The organism is Paraburkholderia sp. D1E (genome assembly GCF_052682275.1).
The window spans coordinates 7,017,940-7,031,386 of the sequence record NZ_JBQYMB010000001.1 but is presented as its reverse complement, the minus strand read 5'-3'; the positions used below and the strand labels follow the sequence as shown (position 1 = coordinate 7,031,386).

The following is a 13,447-nucleotide window of genomic DNA, read 5'->3' as shown; positions in this document are numbered from 1 at the left end:
TGCTTGTCTGGTTGCCTATGGCGTTGGCCTTTCCTTGTTTTGTTATTGGTTTATTAGCGTCGCCCCTGTGCGGGGCAGGCACTGACTTCTCTTTGCCGCCGCGTAACTATTCAGCGGTTGTAAACTGGAACCAGGCCATGCATAGTGAAGGACATGACGAAGATGCCCGACATCAAGGATCTGACGCCTGAACAGAAGGACGCACTGATCGTCGATCTTGTGAGGCGTCTGAACGAGCTTGAGGCGAAGCTTGAGAAGGACAGTCATAACTCCAGCAAGCCACCATCAAGCGACGGCCCGAAGCGCAAACCGAAGTCGTTGCGCGGCGTAAGCGGTGCACGCCCGGGAGCGCAGCCCGGTCATAAAGGCAAGACGCTAAAACGCGTGGCGCAACCCGATCACATTGAGATTCACCCGGTGGCGCGGGTGTGCGATGCATGCGGGGCACGGCTTGATTCCACACGGATCACCGTGGTGACTGAAGGACGTCAGGTGATCGATTTGCCGCCCACGCGTTTTGAGGTGACCGAACATCGCGTGCAGATCGCACAGTGTCGCTGCGGCAAACGTCATTCGGGCGTGTTTCCCGAAGGCGTAAGCCAGGCGGTGCAGTACGGTGCCCAGGTGCGCGCCGCGGCAGTCTATCTGACGCAGTACCAGCAACTGCCAGTGGGACGCACCGCTCAGGCGCTGACGGATCTGTTCGGTCTGCGTGTGAGTACCGGCACCGTGCAGCACAGCATTGATCAGGCAGCACATCTGCTGGCGCCCGCAGTTGAACAGATCAGCCAGGCACTGCATAAGCAGCCGGTCGTGCATTTCGATGAGAGCAGCATGCGCGTGGGACGTACGCCCCACTGGCTGCATACCGCGTCAACGCGCACGCTGAGCTGGTACGGTGCGCACCACAAGCGCGGTCGCGAGGCACTCGACAGTTTCGGCATTCTGCCTGGCTTCACGGGCATCGCGGTACATGACGGCTGGCGACCGTATGCCTACTATGACTGCGACCATGCGCTATGCAATGCCCACCATCTGCGCGAGTTGGTGTTTGTGCTGGAGTCCACCGGGCAGGCGTGGGCCCAGCAGATGATTGATCTGCTGTGTCAGGCCAAACGCGAGAGTGAGCTCAGTCTGGCCTGCGGCAACACGGCACTGAGTCGATCGCGCCAGCGCTATTACGCCAGGCGAAGTCGGGCGCTGATTGCTCTGGGAGACAGGCTTAATCCCCAGCAGGCGCGCGAGTCCAGGCGCAAGGAGCGGCGCGGCAAGATCAGGCAGAGCTTTGCCTACAATCTGCTGCGCCGCCTGCACACACAGACGCGCCAGGTATGGCGTTTTATTGCAGATCACCGTGTGCCGTTCGACAACAATCTGGCCGAGCGCGATATCCGCATGCCCAAACTCAAGCAGAAAATATCAGGGTGTTTCCGCTCTGTCTGCGGCATGGAGGCGTTCTGCACAATCCGCTCCTATCTCGCCACTTTGCGTAAGCAGAACCGCTCGCTGATCGATGCGCTGGCCTTGAGCTTTGCCGGTTTGGTCGTTTCGCCCCTGCCGGCCGCTGAATAGTTACGCCGCCGCAAAGAGAAGTAAGCAAGAGAAAGCGGCTCACACCGCTAATTCTTAAGCGGGTCCCTCGCACAGTCGCGGTAGTGGTGCATCTGGAATCTGTGTTCCCGCGCATTTGGCCTTCGTGACAAGGCAGTCATGCTTCCCGCCTTGCACTGCGTGCTCGCCGGAAGGATCCATCAGGAAACATGGGCTTCGTTTGGGCATGGTGGGGGCCAGCGGCTTCACCTCGGCGACGACGGAATTGCATGAGAACCTGAGCTTCGTTTCGGCACGGAGGGAGCCATCGGCTTCGTCTCGGCGAAATACCGATTAAGTACGAGTGCGAAAACACCGCAATTGGTTTTGAGAAGTGCGTTTCGGCGCGCGCAGCGCCGCCGGAAGTATGACGCCCTTGTCACCCACGCCGAATGTGCGAGAGCACGGATTCCAGATGCACCACTACCGCGACTGTGCGAGGGACCCGCTTAAGAATTAGCGGTGTGAGCCGCTTTCTCTTGCTTACTTCTCTTTGCGGCGGCAAAGAGAAGTAAGTGCCTGCCCCGCACAGGGGCGACGCTAATAAACCAATAACAAAACAAGGAAAGGCCAACGCCATAGGCAACCAGACAAGAAAGCGCCGCGCAGGCAAACAGATCAAGAAAAGCCCACCACCGCAGGCATACAGACAACCAAAGCGCCCCGCAGGGCCAAACCCTGACACTTACAAACAACACCTTGACCGCGCCCCACATTCGGCGCACCGTGAAGAAGGCAAAACCACGGGAGCGTGACATGTCTCTCAACTTCCCGAACCCGAGCCGCAGCTATGACGCCTTCCGTCACTGCGTCAATTTCTGGGGCTATGACAACGCGCGCGAAATCGCCTTCACTGTCAACGATTCGGTCATTTCGAATCTGAGCCCGAGTGCGGGCTCCGACGAACCTGCAGTGCTGGCGGCTTTCGACCGTCATCGCGAGCAAATCCTCACGCTCGCTCGCGGTCTGTATGTCGGCGGTCCGCAAAACCGCTATACGATTGCTTGACGCAGCGCGGCGCGGCACGTCCAACCGGACCTGCCGTTCGCCGCCTTGTTCCACAGCCGAAGCAGTGCGGCGCCTACCGGCGCCTCGCCTTGTTTTGTCGCGGGAGTTCCAGCATGGATGATGACCAGGTCAACCTAGAAGAAATCGCCGATAGCAAACGGCAGCGTGAAGCAGCACGTCTCGCTGAAAGCGAAAAAACGGCCACAACCACGGCAAACGAACCGCAAGGCGAGGGCAATGAGCCCGCACCAAAGCAATGGGTCAAGCACGTGACGAAGTGGCTGGGCGCGAAGCGTACGCTGATGCAAGCGCGTCGCCCATTGATACTCAAGAAGAAACCCGCCGCTCTTTAAACGTGCGGAACGAAAATAACCGGCGTAAAGCCGGTTTTTCTATTTGTGCCGTGCCCAGTTGCGCTTCCGGTCGCAGCACAGTCGCGCTTTACCCGATTAAGTGCCTGCAGCGCGCGACCCATCATTACCGTTGCAGCGGAACGAATGCTTGCGCCGTTTTCGCAGATCAATGCATCGCCGCGCCGTGGGCGCGCTACCGCGCCGTTGCCGTCGCTACCGCCGTTGCCGTTGCTATCGGCGTTGCCGTCGCGTCCATTAATGCCTTGCGTTCGATCTTTTCGAATACGTCCATCAATCTGCCGATACGTTGGGCGCTGTCACGCGGCAGTTGTCCTTCACGCGGTGACAAGGCGAGAATCCGCCGTCGCCAATAGGGTAAGCCCAGCGGTGGGGCTGTCATGAGAAATGGAATAATCTGTTCGAGATGAGCAAGCTCGCTCTCAAACGGGTAGTTCGACATAGATCGTCCGTACGCGCTGTGAGTACCTCCACCTAGCGTGCGCGCAGGGTGGCTTTATGTCTGCACGCTACCGTACAGGATGCGAGGTGGCGCCCTCTGCACGGGTAGACGCGTGGTCGGCGATCGGTGGTTTTCGGTAGCGCGTCGCGCTCAGCCCACCGCAACTCAAGCAACCGTTTCGCGTATCGGGCCCCCCGTCAGCGAAACGATAAAGTCGAAGAATGCCCGCACCTTGGCCGGCGGATGATGTCGGGAAGGGTAGAGCGCATACAGCGGATAAACCTCGTCGCCCCAGTCCGGAAACAGTTCGACCAGTTTGCCATTGGCGAGCAAGGGCTCGGCGCCGAGCGCGAGAATCTGCGCGACACCCTGGCCCGCGGCGCACACGCTATGCAAGGTGCCGACGTCGTTCACGGTCAAGCGGCCTTGCGGCGTAATCACGATTCTCTTGCGTCCGCGGTGAAACTCCCAACTGAACGGGTAACCCGTTAGCGGATCACGGAACTTGATGCACACGTGTTTGCCACTCTCGAGTTCGGCCGGGCTCGCTGGATGTCCGTGTTTCTTCAGATACGACGGCGCAGCCACGGTCAGAATCCGCGTGTCGAGCAGCTTGCGTGCAATCAGCGTCGAAACCGGCGGGTCGCCGAAACGGATCGCCAGATCGAAGCCGTCCGCGACCATATCGCCTAACTGGTCACGCGTAACCAACTCGAGTTGCAGATCGGCATGCTTATCGATGAAGCCACCCAGCCTCGGCCCCAGCACGAGACGCGAAAAGAACGGGTCCATGTTCACGCGCAACCGTCCGCGAACCGCAGTGGCGCCCAGAACCGCCGAAGCCGCGGCTTCCTCGAGTCCACCGAGCAGCGGCACGATCTGTTCGTAAAAGTGCCGGCCTTCATCCGTCAGTGTGACCGAGCGGGTAGTGCGGTCGAATAGCCGGATGCCGAGACGCGCTTCGAGCCGGGCAACCGAACGGCTGACCCCGGATTGCGACATGTCGAGTGCTTCGCCGGCTGCCGCAAAACTTCCGCAGTCGACGATCGCCGTCAGCACGCCCATGCCGTTCAGCATGCGCTCGTCAAATGGCATGTGATATTCCCTTGTTACGCATTAATGCGTGACATGCTAACGCGAAACGCCGTTTGAATTCATGTGTCGACGTTGGGAAAGGCCATCTGTCCGAGCGGATCGATGACGCTGCATCATGAGTGGAACGACAGCTACGCTATCGCGTCAGGCGCCCGCTTAGGCGCTAATCCAGATGAGTTCGCCTGATGCACGTATGGACGGCGGTGCTCGTCATGCGTCAGGCATATCAGCGCCCCGCGCCCTGGGTCGCCTGGCCAGGCACCTCGCGCGTGACAGGCGCCTCGTCGAGATGACGAAACACCCAGGCGGACACCAGCGTGATGACGCCCACGCATACGAAGCTCAGGCGGAACCCAAGCGCCGCCGATCCCCATTGCGCCGTGAACAGATTCACCAGCCCGCCGCCGATGGAAACGCCCAGCCCGATCGCGAGCATCTGCACCATCGAAAAGAGGCTGTTGCCGCTGCCGGCATCTTCATGCGAGAGGCCTTTGAGCGTGACGCTGTTCATCGCCGCGAATTGCATGGAGTTGGCGCCGCCGAACACAGCCAGAATCACGATCTCGACGATGAGGGGCGTACCACGCGTAATCAATGCGAACGCAACGATCGCCGACCCCACGATCACCGTGTTGACGAGCAGGAACGTGTCGTAGCCATAGCGGCGCACGAGCGGCGCAATCCAGCGTTTGGTGAGGGTGCCGGCCAGTGCGGCGGGCAGCATCATCAGGCCGGAATGCAGCGGTGAGTAACCCAGTTGCAATTGCAGCAGTAAGGGCACAAGGAACGGTACGGCGCTCGAGCCGATGCGGCACACCAGGTTGCCGATCAGACCGACGCTGAAATTCGGCTCGCCGAAGAGCGACAGTTTGAAGAGCGGATTGCTGCGGCGCCTGGCGTGTGGAATGTAGGCGAGCGCACTGACCACGGCGAGCGCGAAGAGACCCGCCGACCATGCCGCGCGGTGCGTCTCGACCGGTGCTTCGAAGGCCAGCGAAAATGTGATCATGCACAGCGACAACAGCCCGCACCCGACGAAGTCGAACGGCGGCGCCTGAGTTTCGCCATGCGCCGGTAAATACCGCTGTACCGCATAGAGCCCCAATGCGCCGATCGGCACGTTGATCAGAAAAATCCAGTGCCATGTAATGGCCTGCACGAACCAGCCGCCGAGCGTCGGCCCGGCGATGGGCCCCAACTGGCCGGCAATCGAAATGAACGCAAGCGCCGACACGTATTGCTCACTCGAGACGCTGCGCAGGACGGCGAGCCGTCCGATCGGCAGCAGCATCGAGCCGCCCAGCCCTTGCAGGACCCGCGCCATCACCAGTTGACCGAGCGTATGCGCGCTCGCGCAGCAGATCGAACCAAGTACGAACACGAGGATCGCCACGAAATAGACGCGCCGCGTGCCGAAGCGGTCGGCGAGCCAGCCCGAAGCGGGCGTGAGCATCGCCATTGTCAGCGTGTAGGCGACCACGATCGGCTGCATTGCGAGAGGTGCGACGTGCAGGCTGTTCGCAATCGACGGCAACGCGGTGTTGACAATCGTCGTGTCGAGCGACTGCATGAAAAAGCCGGCGGCGACGATCCAGAGTAGCGCGGTCTGGGCGGAATCCTTGTTCATTGTTCATTGAGCTACGGGGCGGCGGGGGCGGACAGACCGGCGGGCCGTGCTCGAAGCAGTCGTTGGGGGGATTCCGTCATGATATTGACATTACCGTCAATCGGGAACCCCACTAGGGACATTGACTGTTATCGACTTTGCCGATAACCAAGGCGACAATGGCGCATGCTCAATCCCGTCTGGCTCAAGACCTTCGCGACAGTCGCGGCCTGCCATAGCTTCACCGAGGCGGGGCGGCGACTCGATCTCACGCAGTCCAGCGTCAGCGAACATATCCGCCGGCTCGAACAGAGCGTCGGGCGACGCCTGTTCGTGCGCGACACCCATTCGCTCGCCGTGACCCCGGACGGCGAGGCCATGCTCGCGCACGCCAGCGTGATCCTTCAGGCGCTCGCGCGGGCCGAATCGCAGTTTCGCGCACCGCGTCTGAAAGGGCGCGTGCGGCTCGGCTCATCGGACGACGTCGCGCTCGGGCCGCTGCCCACGGTGCTGGCGGCGTTTCGCGACGCGCACCCCGACGTCGAACTGGAAATCACCATCGGTATGACCGGCAAGCTGTATGAGTTGCTGGACGCCGGTTCGATCGATTTGCTGGTCGGTAAGCGGCGTCTGGGCGACCGCCGCGGCGTACCGCTTTTCACGGGGCGGCTGGAGTGGCTGGCGCGCACCGGTACGCTGGTCGATCTCAGCCAGCCCTTGCCGCTCATTCTGGTCGCCGAGCCGAGTGTGACACGGGCCGTGGTGCTCGATGCACTCGCCGAAGCCGGTTTCAGCTGGCAGGTGGTGTGCACGAGCAGCAGTCACGCGGGCTGCATCGCGGCCGCGCGGGGCGGGCTTGGCATAACGGTTCGTCCGCAGTATCTGGCCGCGCGGGGCCTGGCGTCGCCGCTTAATGCGGCCAGTCTGCCGACGCTGCCCTCGGTGGAATTCATCGCGCTTGCCGCCAAACGGCTGAGCCGTCCGGCGGGCACGTTGCTGCAATTGCTGCACGATAGCGATTTGCGCGGTTCGTGGATTGGTGAATGACGCCGCGTGGGCGGCGCCTGAGCGAGTCGCTTAACCCGAGGTGCTGTTCCGCTTAAGCGGGCAGGGCCGCCGCCAACACGTCGAACTCCGCGCCCCACGCTGCGCGCCATGCGTGGCGTGTTGTTTCGTCGACCCATGCACCGTCGATACCGTTCAGCATGAACTGCCGCAACTCGGCGATGCTGAAGCCGAAGTGGCTATGCATCAATTGCCATGCTTCGCTCGGCGTTACTTTGTGTAGCGTCGGGTCGTCGGTGTTCGGGTGGATTTTCAGGCCCAGGTCCGGCATGCGTCTCATCGGATGCTGTTCGGCCCAGACTTCCGGGGCGAGCATGCGCAAATAGTAGGAGTTGGTCGGCACTACGGTGAACACGATGCCGCGCTCCGCATAGCGAGCCGCCAACTGCGGGTTGTCGACGATCGTGTAGCCATGATCGATCCGGTCGCATTGCAGCAGGTCGACGGCCGTCTCGACATTGCGCCATGGCATGCCGAATTCGCCCGCATGCGCGGTGGTTCTGAAGCCGGCGTTACGTGCATTGCGGTACGCCTTCCAGAACAACTCAGGCGGTCTGTCATTCTCGCGGTAGTCGATGCCGAGGCCCGCCACTTCGTCCGCGCGATGCGCGCACATCCAGTCGACCAGTGCGACCGCTTCGTCAGGATCGGCTTCGCGGTCGATGCTCGGGATCAGCCGCGCACTGATGCCGAAGTCGCGCGCGGCGTCGCGAATTGCGGTGACGATGGCCGCTTGCGCATCCGCATAGGGAATCTTCGAGACACGTACGGTGCCGGTAGGATTCCAGAAGAATTCGCTATGGCGCACCTGATGCGAGGCGGCATCGGCGAGATATTCATACGCGATGCGACGCAGGTCGTCTGCATGCGTAAGCAGATGCTCGTCGAGCGCACGCAGCACGCGCAGCACACCGACGGGTTTTTCGCCGCGCGTATAGAACGCGTTGATCTCTTCGCGATCGATCGGCGCGTTGCTCTTTTCGGCGAGCGCGATGAAAGTCTCGTGACGCACCGCGCCCAGCAGGTGGCAATGCAACTCGACCTTCGGCAGGGCGGTGAAGAAGGCGCGATGGGCGTCGGTGAGCGTAATGCCGAGGCGCGATGCGGGCACGTTGCCCAATGTCTCTTTCATGTCGGTATGGTTTTTGGTAGTGCGTAAGACTCGACGCAAATTCAGTTTAGTGCAAATGCAGGATGAAACGTGCAGCTACGCTGGGTCACTAAAGTGAAGAGCTCAATGCGGCTTGACCACGGTATAGAAGTAATAGCCGAGCGGCACGGCCAGCACGTAGAGGCCCCACGGCACTTCACGGAAACGTCCGGCGAGCAGCTTGACGAGGACATAGCAGAGCAGGCCGCCCGCGATGCCGGTGCCGAAACTGTTCGACATCAGCGTGAGCAGCACCATCGAAAGAACGGGCAGCGAGTCGCTGAAGTCGTCGAAATGGGTATGGCGAATCGTGCTGAACATCGACAGCCCGATCAGGATCAACGCCGGGGCAGTCGCTTCTTTCGGAATAGCCAGCGCGACCGGCACGAACAACAGCATCAGCGCGAACATCGCGGCCGCAGCGAGCGAGGAGAGGCCGGTACGCCCACCCGCTTCAACGCCTGCCGCCGATTCCACCAGCGCGGTGAGCGCCGGAATACCGAGCATCGGACCGAGCGTTGCGGCAATCGAATCGACGAGAAACGGGCGATTGATGTTCGGCAGATTCGCATTTTCGTCGAGCAGATCCGCTTTGGCGCCGACCGCGAGCGTGGTGCCGAGCGTCGAGAAAAACTCCGCCGCGAAGAACACGAACAGATACGGAATTGCAGCCACGCTCAATGCACTCGCAATGTCGAGCTTGAACGCGATCGGCGCAATGCTATGTGGCCATGACAGAAACGACGTGGGCATATGCGTGACGCCGAGCGGCACACCGGCGCCGGCCGCAATCAGGATTGCCCACAAAATCGCGCCGGGGACGCGGCGGCCCTGCAGCACGACAGCCGCGCCGAGCCCGATCAATGCGACCAGGGTGCCGGGACGCGAGAAATCGCCGAGTGCCAGCGCATTGGTCTTCGCGTTGGCAATCACCATCCCGGCGTTACGGAAGCCGAGCACCGCGATGAACAAACCGATCGATGCCCCGAGCCCGAGCTTGATCTGCGCCGGAATCAGGCGCACCACGAGACTGCGCGCCCCCACCAGCGTCAGGATCAGGAACAGCACGCCGGACACGAACGCAATGCCCAGACCCGTTTGCCATGCGACGTGCTCGCCCGCGAGCGTGATGCCCAGAATCACAGAGCCGCCGATGCCGGGTCCCACGAGAAACGGCAGGTTCGCATACAGCGCCATCAATACCGTGCTCAGCACGAACACGAGAATCGTTGCGGTAGTCGCCGCGCCGCGATCCATGCCGCCCGCCGACAGCAGCGACGGAATGACCACCAGCAGATAGGCGGCCGCGAGAAACGACGTGATGCCGGCGATTGTTTCGATACGCACGCTGGTCTTGCGCGCGGCGAGCGCGAAACGCCGTTCGAGCCACCCGCTGTGCGCAAGCCTGGCCGGGTTGTTTGTTGTCGGCATTGAAGATTCGTTATTGATCAATTGATTCATCCTGTTACTACGCCATTTATACTGCTGCGCATTGCGTCGATGCATTGCACTCCATGACCGACCGTTCGTCCCTGCTGCCCGCGCTCACGCTGCGGCAAATCCAGTACTTCGTCACGCTTGCGCATGCACGCAGTTTCACGCAGGCCGCGCAATCGCTCGCCTTGACGCAGCCGGCGCTGACTGCGGCGATCCGGCAGATCGAATTTCTGCTCGGCGGCCCGCTGTTCGCGCGTTCCGCGCACCGGCTGACGCTGACGCATGCGGGCGCCAGCGTGCTGCCGCTCGCGGAACGGCTGCTCAATCAGGCGCGCGGCACCTTCGACGATATGGCGAGCACCTTCGCCGAACGTGTGCAGACGGTGCGCATCGGATTGATTCCGTCGGCTGCGGCACGCCTGTTGCCCGCGCTCGCCTTGTTGCGTGCACAAAAACCCTCGTTGCGCTTCACGCTGAACGACATGCCGAACACCGCCTTGATCGATGCCGTGCGCCAGGGCGCGGTCGATTTTGGCGTCGGCGTGCACGAACCCGATGCGATCGCGGCGGACGACGACGGCGAAGCCGCGCTGCGCTACCAGGATCTGTTCGAGGATCAGATCGTGGGGGTGGTGCGCCGTGACGATCCGCTCGCGCAGAAGAAGAGCCTTGCGTGGGCAAAGCTGGTAGGCCGCGATCTGGCGGTGTTCGTGCGCGGCAGCGTCAGCGATGCGTTGCGGCGCACGGGCGGAGCCGAAGGTCTGCAACTGACGGTCGCATACCGCGTCGAGTACACGGAGCCTTTGTACGAATTGGTGCGCAACCGTCTGGCGATTGCGGTGCTGCCCAGTCTCTACACCATGCATCTGCATGACGCGGAACTGGTCGCGTTGCGCCTCGACAAACCGCCTGTCACTCGTTCGATCGCGCTGATTTCGCTCGCCGGCGACGATCGCGGTCCGCACGTGCGGGCTTGCCGCGAGTGGATCGCCGCGCATATCTGACGCAACGTGCGCTGAATGCATGAGCGTTGTCGGGTCTTTCACTGACTCAGGGCAGTGTGGCGAGCCGGGCGCGCAAGGTGGCGTAAAAACCGTCCGCGTCGACTTCGGTGATCCAGGTCGCGTTCGGCTTGCGGCCGCTGTGTCCACTCCAGTCCACCACGGTTTCACCGAGCGTCCATTCGCCGACTGTCTCGATCATCACGTTAACCTCGCGTCCTTTGAATAGAGACGGCTCGATCAGGTAGCCAGTGGCGCAGGGGTCGTACATCGGCGCTTCTTCAACGCCCCGGCGTCCCTTCTGATACGCGACTTCCGCGGCCATGATATCGGCGGCCATCGTGCCGCAGCGATTGCCGAGCGCGCGAATCGGCGCGATGCGTGCCGGCGTGATCGGCGCTTTCACGGCGACGTCGCGCGGCAGCACGACGATCGGCACACCGCTGGCAAACACGACTTGCGCGGCCTGCGGATCGACGTAGATATTGAATTCGGCCGCGGGCGTGATGTTGCCGCGTTCAAAGAACGCGCCACCCATCAGCACGATTTCGCGGATGCTGTTGCGAATCTCCGGTGCCTCGATGAGCGCGGTGGCGAGATTGGTCAACGGGCCGAGCGCGCACAGCGTCACGCTATGCGGCGGCGCCGCGCGCAAAGCGTCGATCAGAAAAGCAACCGCGTGCTGCGGCGCGAGAGGCGCGAGCGGTTCATGCAGCGGCACGCCTTCGAGGCCGGTCTTGCCATGCACGTTGGCGGCCGTGATCAGTTCGCGCGTGAGTGGACGTGGACAGCCCGCATACACCGGCAGAGATTGCGTACGCTCGGCCCAGTCTCGCACGATGCGCGCATTGCGCTCGGTGAGATTGAGCGGCACGTTGCCCGCGACCGCCGTGATCGCACGCACATCGAGCCGGTCGCTCGCGCCGAGGGCGAACAGGATGGCAATCGCGTCATCCTGACCGGGATCGCAATCGATGATCACGCTGCGGCGCGCGCCGCTTTGCAAAGCGGGAACGCTCGAAGATGACGTGCCACTTGTCGCGCTATCCGCCCTGGCAGCACCCGACGCGGCGGCCAGCATCGGCCAGGCCGACGCACCCGCAGCCAGTCCCATGGCCGTGCGCAAAAACGCGCGCCGGTCTTGCGTTGAATCGAATGAATTCGTCATTGTCAGAACACGTGGCGCATGCCGACCGTCGCGATCATCTGACGTATGCCGGTGGATTGAGCGTAGGCAAAAATCTGCGCATGTTGCGCGTCGCCGGCGGCTTGCTGCGCGATCACCGTCAACGCGACGTCGGTGCGTTTCGACAGGAAATAGTCGGCTTGCAGATTGACCTGATGCCATTTGGGGCTCGTGTTGATCACATCGTATTTGCCGTCCGTGAACGCATACGCTGCGCCGAGAATGAACGCGGGCGTCACGTGGTAGTTCAGGTTCAGATTGTAGTTCTGCAAATGCAGATGGGAACCGTCGAGATAATCGTAGCGGACATCGGTGAAGAGCGCTGCAAATTGCGCGGGGCCTACCGTATAGAAGCCACCCGTGCCGAAGATGCGCTGCTTGCTCGCATACGCAGCCGGATGCAGCGCGCTCTTCGCGAAGATCAGCAGCGACGAGGCATAGTCGTTCGAAATCGCGCCGTCCGGGTTGGTCGCGCTAAACGGGTTGTTGTACTGCGCGTAGACCACGCTCCACTTCAGCGGGCCGTTCTCGTAACCGGCGCCGAAGCTGTACGCATTGTTGTTGGCGAATCCGGTGGCATTGCTGAAACCGTACTCGGCCGTGGCCTTCAGGCCGCGATAGTCGGGTGTTACGTATTTCACCGCGTTTTGCACGCGGATGTCGTTATAGCCGTTGTCGTTGTCGCCGATGTTCACGCCGTTGCTCGCAATGATCACCGGGCCGACGTAGTCGTGCACCGTGTCGTACTGACGGCCGAACGTCAGCGTACCGAACGTCTTGCTAGCGAGTCCGACAAACGCCTGGCGGCCGAATTCGCGGCCGTTTTGCGACGCGGTGCCGCTCATCACGTTAAAGCCGTTTTCCAGCTGGAAGATCGCGGTCGTGCCGCCACCCAGATCTTCAATGCCCTTCAGCCCCCAGCGCGGATTCTGGTTGGTCCCCGAGAGCGCCTGCCACGCGTTTTTGCCGCCCTGATTCGTCGCATAGCCGACGCCCGCCGAAATCAGGCCGTACAGCGTCACGCTGCTTTGCGCATGGGCGGCGCTGGAGAGCGCGCCGGCGATCGCGAGAGGGGCGAACTTGAGTAGTTTCATCGTGGTCCAGTAGCGGGAAAGGAGGGCGCCGAGCGTAGGGCGCATTCAAACTGGGCTCGACTATACGAAGTCGTCGACTATAAAAATAATGTTGTTTTTTTATAGTTCCATAAATTTAATCTATTCAATGGGCCTTGGCCGGCCATCGGCGAAACATGGGGACGGCCGCAGCGCAAGCGTCCTTGCCCTTACCCGTGTAAAAGTGGTGTGAACCGTCCGGAGCCGTTATCTGGTGGTGCCCCGGAGGCTATGACGAGGAATTTGGTAATGCGGGCTGGCGTCGGACAAGGCGCGATGGAGGGAATCGCGGAGTCGTTCGCTGCGGTCGGAGTTTTGCGCCGCTATGGCGATTGAAGAGGCTGGCGTGGTTCATCAAGCGCCGGTTCTGGCCCACGTGAGAAT

General features: G+C 61.8%; 12 protein-coding genes. 5 read left to right on the top strand and 7 right to left on the bottom strand.

Annotation, left to right across the window (positions count from 1 at the left end; translation table 11 throughout):
- Positions 1-153: 153 nt before the first annotated feature.
- From tnpC to ACUN0E_RS31650, 3 genes are all read left to right on the top strand, one after another.
- Positions 154-1,572, top strand: coding sequence for an IS66 family transposase (tnpC, locus tag ACUN0E_RS31660; RefSeq protein WP_445565280.1), 1,419 nt, complete (start codon positions 154-156; stop codon positions 1,570-1,572).
- A gap of 774 nt (positions 1,573-2,346) precedes the next feature.
- On the top strand, positions 2,347-2,598 hold the full coding sequence (locus ACUN0E_RS31655) for a DUF1488 family protein (RefSeq protein WP_408241622.1): 252 nt from the start codon (positions 2,347-2,349) through the stop codon (positions 2,596-2,598).
- Positions 2,599-2,711: 113 nt separating this feature from the next.
- Positions 2,712-2,951: a hypothetical protein gene (locus tag ACUN0E_RS31650; protein WP_408241619.1), complete on the top strand. Its 240-nt coding sequence runs from the start codon at positions 2,712-2,714 to the stop codon at positions 2,949-2,951.
- A gap of 193 nt (positions 2,952-3,144) precedes the next feature.
- On the opposite strand, the gene ACUN0E_RS31645 is transcribed toward ACUN0E_RS31650, so the two are convergent.
- From ACUN0E_RS31645 to ACUN0E_RS31635, 3 genes are all read right to left on the bottom strand, one after another.
- Positions 3,145-3,411: a hypothetical protein gene (locus ACUN0E_RS31645; protein ID WP_408241617.1), complete on the bottom strand. Its 267-nt coding sequence runs from the start codon at positions 3,409-3,411 to the stop codon at positions 3,145-3,147.
- A 165-nt stretch (positions 3,412-3,576) separates the two neighbouring features.
- Positions 3,577-4,506: a LysR family transcriptional regulator gene (locus tag ACUN0E_RS31640; RefSeq protein WP_408241614.1), complete on the bottom strand. Its 930-nt coding sequence runs from the start codon at positions 4,504-4,506 to the stop codon at positions 3,577-3,579.
- A gap of 226 nt (positions 4,507-4,732) precedes the next feature.
- Positions 4,733-6,133: a DHA2 family efflux MFS transporter permease subunit gene (locus ACUN0E_RS31635; RefSeq protein ID WP_445569051.1), complete on the bottom strand. Its 1,401-nt coding sequence runs from the start codon at positions 6,131-6,133 to the stop codon at positions 4,733-4,735.
- Between the two features lie 165 nt (positions 6,134-6,298).
- On the opposite strand from ACUN0E_RS31635, the gene ACUN0E_RS31630 reads away from it, so the two are divergent.
- Positions 6,299-7,159: a LysR family transcriptional regulator gene (locus ACUN0E_RS31630; RefSeq protein ID WP_445569050.1), complete on the top strand. Its 861-nt coding sequence runs from the start codon at positions 6,299-6,301 to the stop codon at positions 7,157-7,159.
- 52 nt (positions 7,160-7,211) lie between these two features.
- Here the strand turns inward: ACUN0E_RS31630 and add are convergent, their stop codons facing one another.
- Both add and ACUN0E_RS31620 read right to left on the bottom strand, forming a co-directional pair.
- The gene (gene add, locus ACUN0E_RS31625; protein ID WP_445569049.1) at positions 7,212-8,309 is read right to left on the bottom strand and encodes an adenosine deaminase; all 1,098 of its coding nucleotides are present in this window, start codon (positions 8,307-8,309) and stop codon (positions 7,212-7,214) included.
- Between the two features lie 102 nt (positions 8,310-8,411).
- Complete coding sequence (locus tag ACUN0E_RS31620; RefSeq protein WP_445569048.1) at positions 8,412-9,758, bottom strand: NCS2 family permease; 1,347 nt, start codon at positions 9,756-9,758, stop codon at positions 8,412-8,414.
- An 83-nt stretch (positions 9,759-9,841) separates the two neighbouring features.
- On the opposite strand from ACUN0E_RS31620, the gene ACUN0E_RS31615 reads away from it, so the two are divergent.
- Positions 9,842-10,768: a LysR family transcriptional regulator gene (locus ACUN0E_RS31615; RefSeq protein WP_445569047.1), complete on the top strand. Its 927-nt coding sequence runs from the start codon at positions 9,842-9,844 to the stop codon at positions 10,766-10,768.
- Positions 10,769-10,814: 46 nt separating this feature from the next.
- On the opposite strand, the gene ACUN0E_RS31610 is transcribed toward ACUN0E_RS31615, so the two are convergent.
- Complete coding sequence (locus ACUN0E_RS31610; RefSeq protein WP_445569046.1) at positions 10,815-11,933, bottom strand: nucleoside hydrolase; 1,119 nt, start codon at positions 11,931-11,933, stop codon at positions 10,815-10,817.
- A 2-nt stretch (positions 11,934-11,935) separates the two neighbouring features.
- Positions 11,936-13,045 (bottom strand): porin, encoded by a 1,110-nt coding sequence (locus ACUN0E_RS31605; RefSeq protein ID WP_408241593.1) that lies wholly within the window; start codon positions 13,043-13,045, stop codon positions 11,936-11,938.
- Positions 13,046-13,447: the final 402 nt, after the last annotated feature.

What these genes read in the sequence shown, in the direction of transcription:
- tnpC (WP_445565280.1), top strand. Translation starts at nt 154, where the DNA reads ATGACGAAGATGCCCGACATCAAGGATCTGACGCCTGAACAGAAGGAC.
- ACUN0E_RS31655 (WP_408241622.1), top strand. Translation starts at nt 2,347, where the DNA reads ATGTCTCTCAACTTCCCGAACCCGAGCCGCAGCTATGACGCCTTCCGT.
- ACUN0E_RS31610 (WP_445569046.1), bottom strand. Translation starts at nt 11,933, where the DNA reads ATGACGAATTCATTCGATTCAACGCAAGACCGGCGCGCGTTTTTGCGC.
- ACUN0E_RS31645 (WP_408241617.1), bottom strand. Translation starts at nt 3,411, where the DNA reads ATGTCGAACTACCCGTTTGAGAGCGAGCTTGCTCATCTCGAACAGATT.
- ACUN0E_RS31620 (WP_445569048.1), bottom strand. Translation starts at nt 9,758, where the DNA reads ATGCCGACAACAAACAACCCGGCCAGGCTTGCGCACAGCGGGTGGCTC.
- ACUN0E_RS31640 (WP_408241614.1), bottom strand. Translation starts at nt 4,506, where the DNA reads ATGCCATTTGACGAGCGCATGCTGAACGGCATGGGCGTGCTGACGGCG.
- ACUN0E_RS31635 (WP_445569051.1), bottom strand. Translation starts at nt 6,133, where the DNA reads ATGAACAAGGATTCCGCCCAGACCGCGCTACTCTGGATCGTCGCCGCC.
- ACUN0E_RS31650 (WP_408241619.1), top strand. Translation starts at nt 2,712, where the DNA reads ATGGATGATGACCAGGTCAACCTAGAAGAAATCGCCGATAGCAAACGG.
- ACUN0E_RS31605 (WP_408241593.1), bottom strand. Translation starts at nt 13,045, where the DNA reads ATGAAACTACTCAAGTTCGCCCCTCTCGCGATCGCCGGCGCGCTCTCC.
- ACUN0E_RS31630 (WP_445569050.1), top strand. Translation starts at nt 6,299, where the DNA reads ATGCTCAATCCCGTCTGGCTCAAGACCTTCGCGACAGTCGCGGCCTGC.
- add (WP_445569049.1), bottom strand. Translation starts at nt 8,309, where the DNA reads ATGAAAGAGACATTGGGCAACGTGCCCGCATCGCGCCTCGGCATTACG.
- ACUN0E_RS31615 (WP_445569047.1), top strand. Translation starts at nt 9,842, where the DNA reads ATGACCGACCGTTCGTCCCTGCTGCCCGCGCTCACGCTGCGGCAAATC.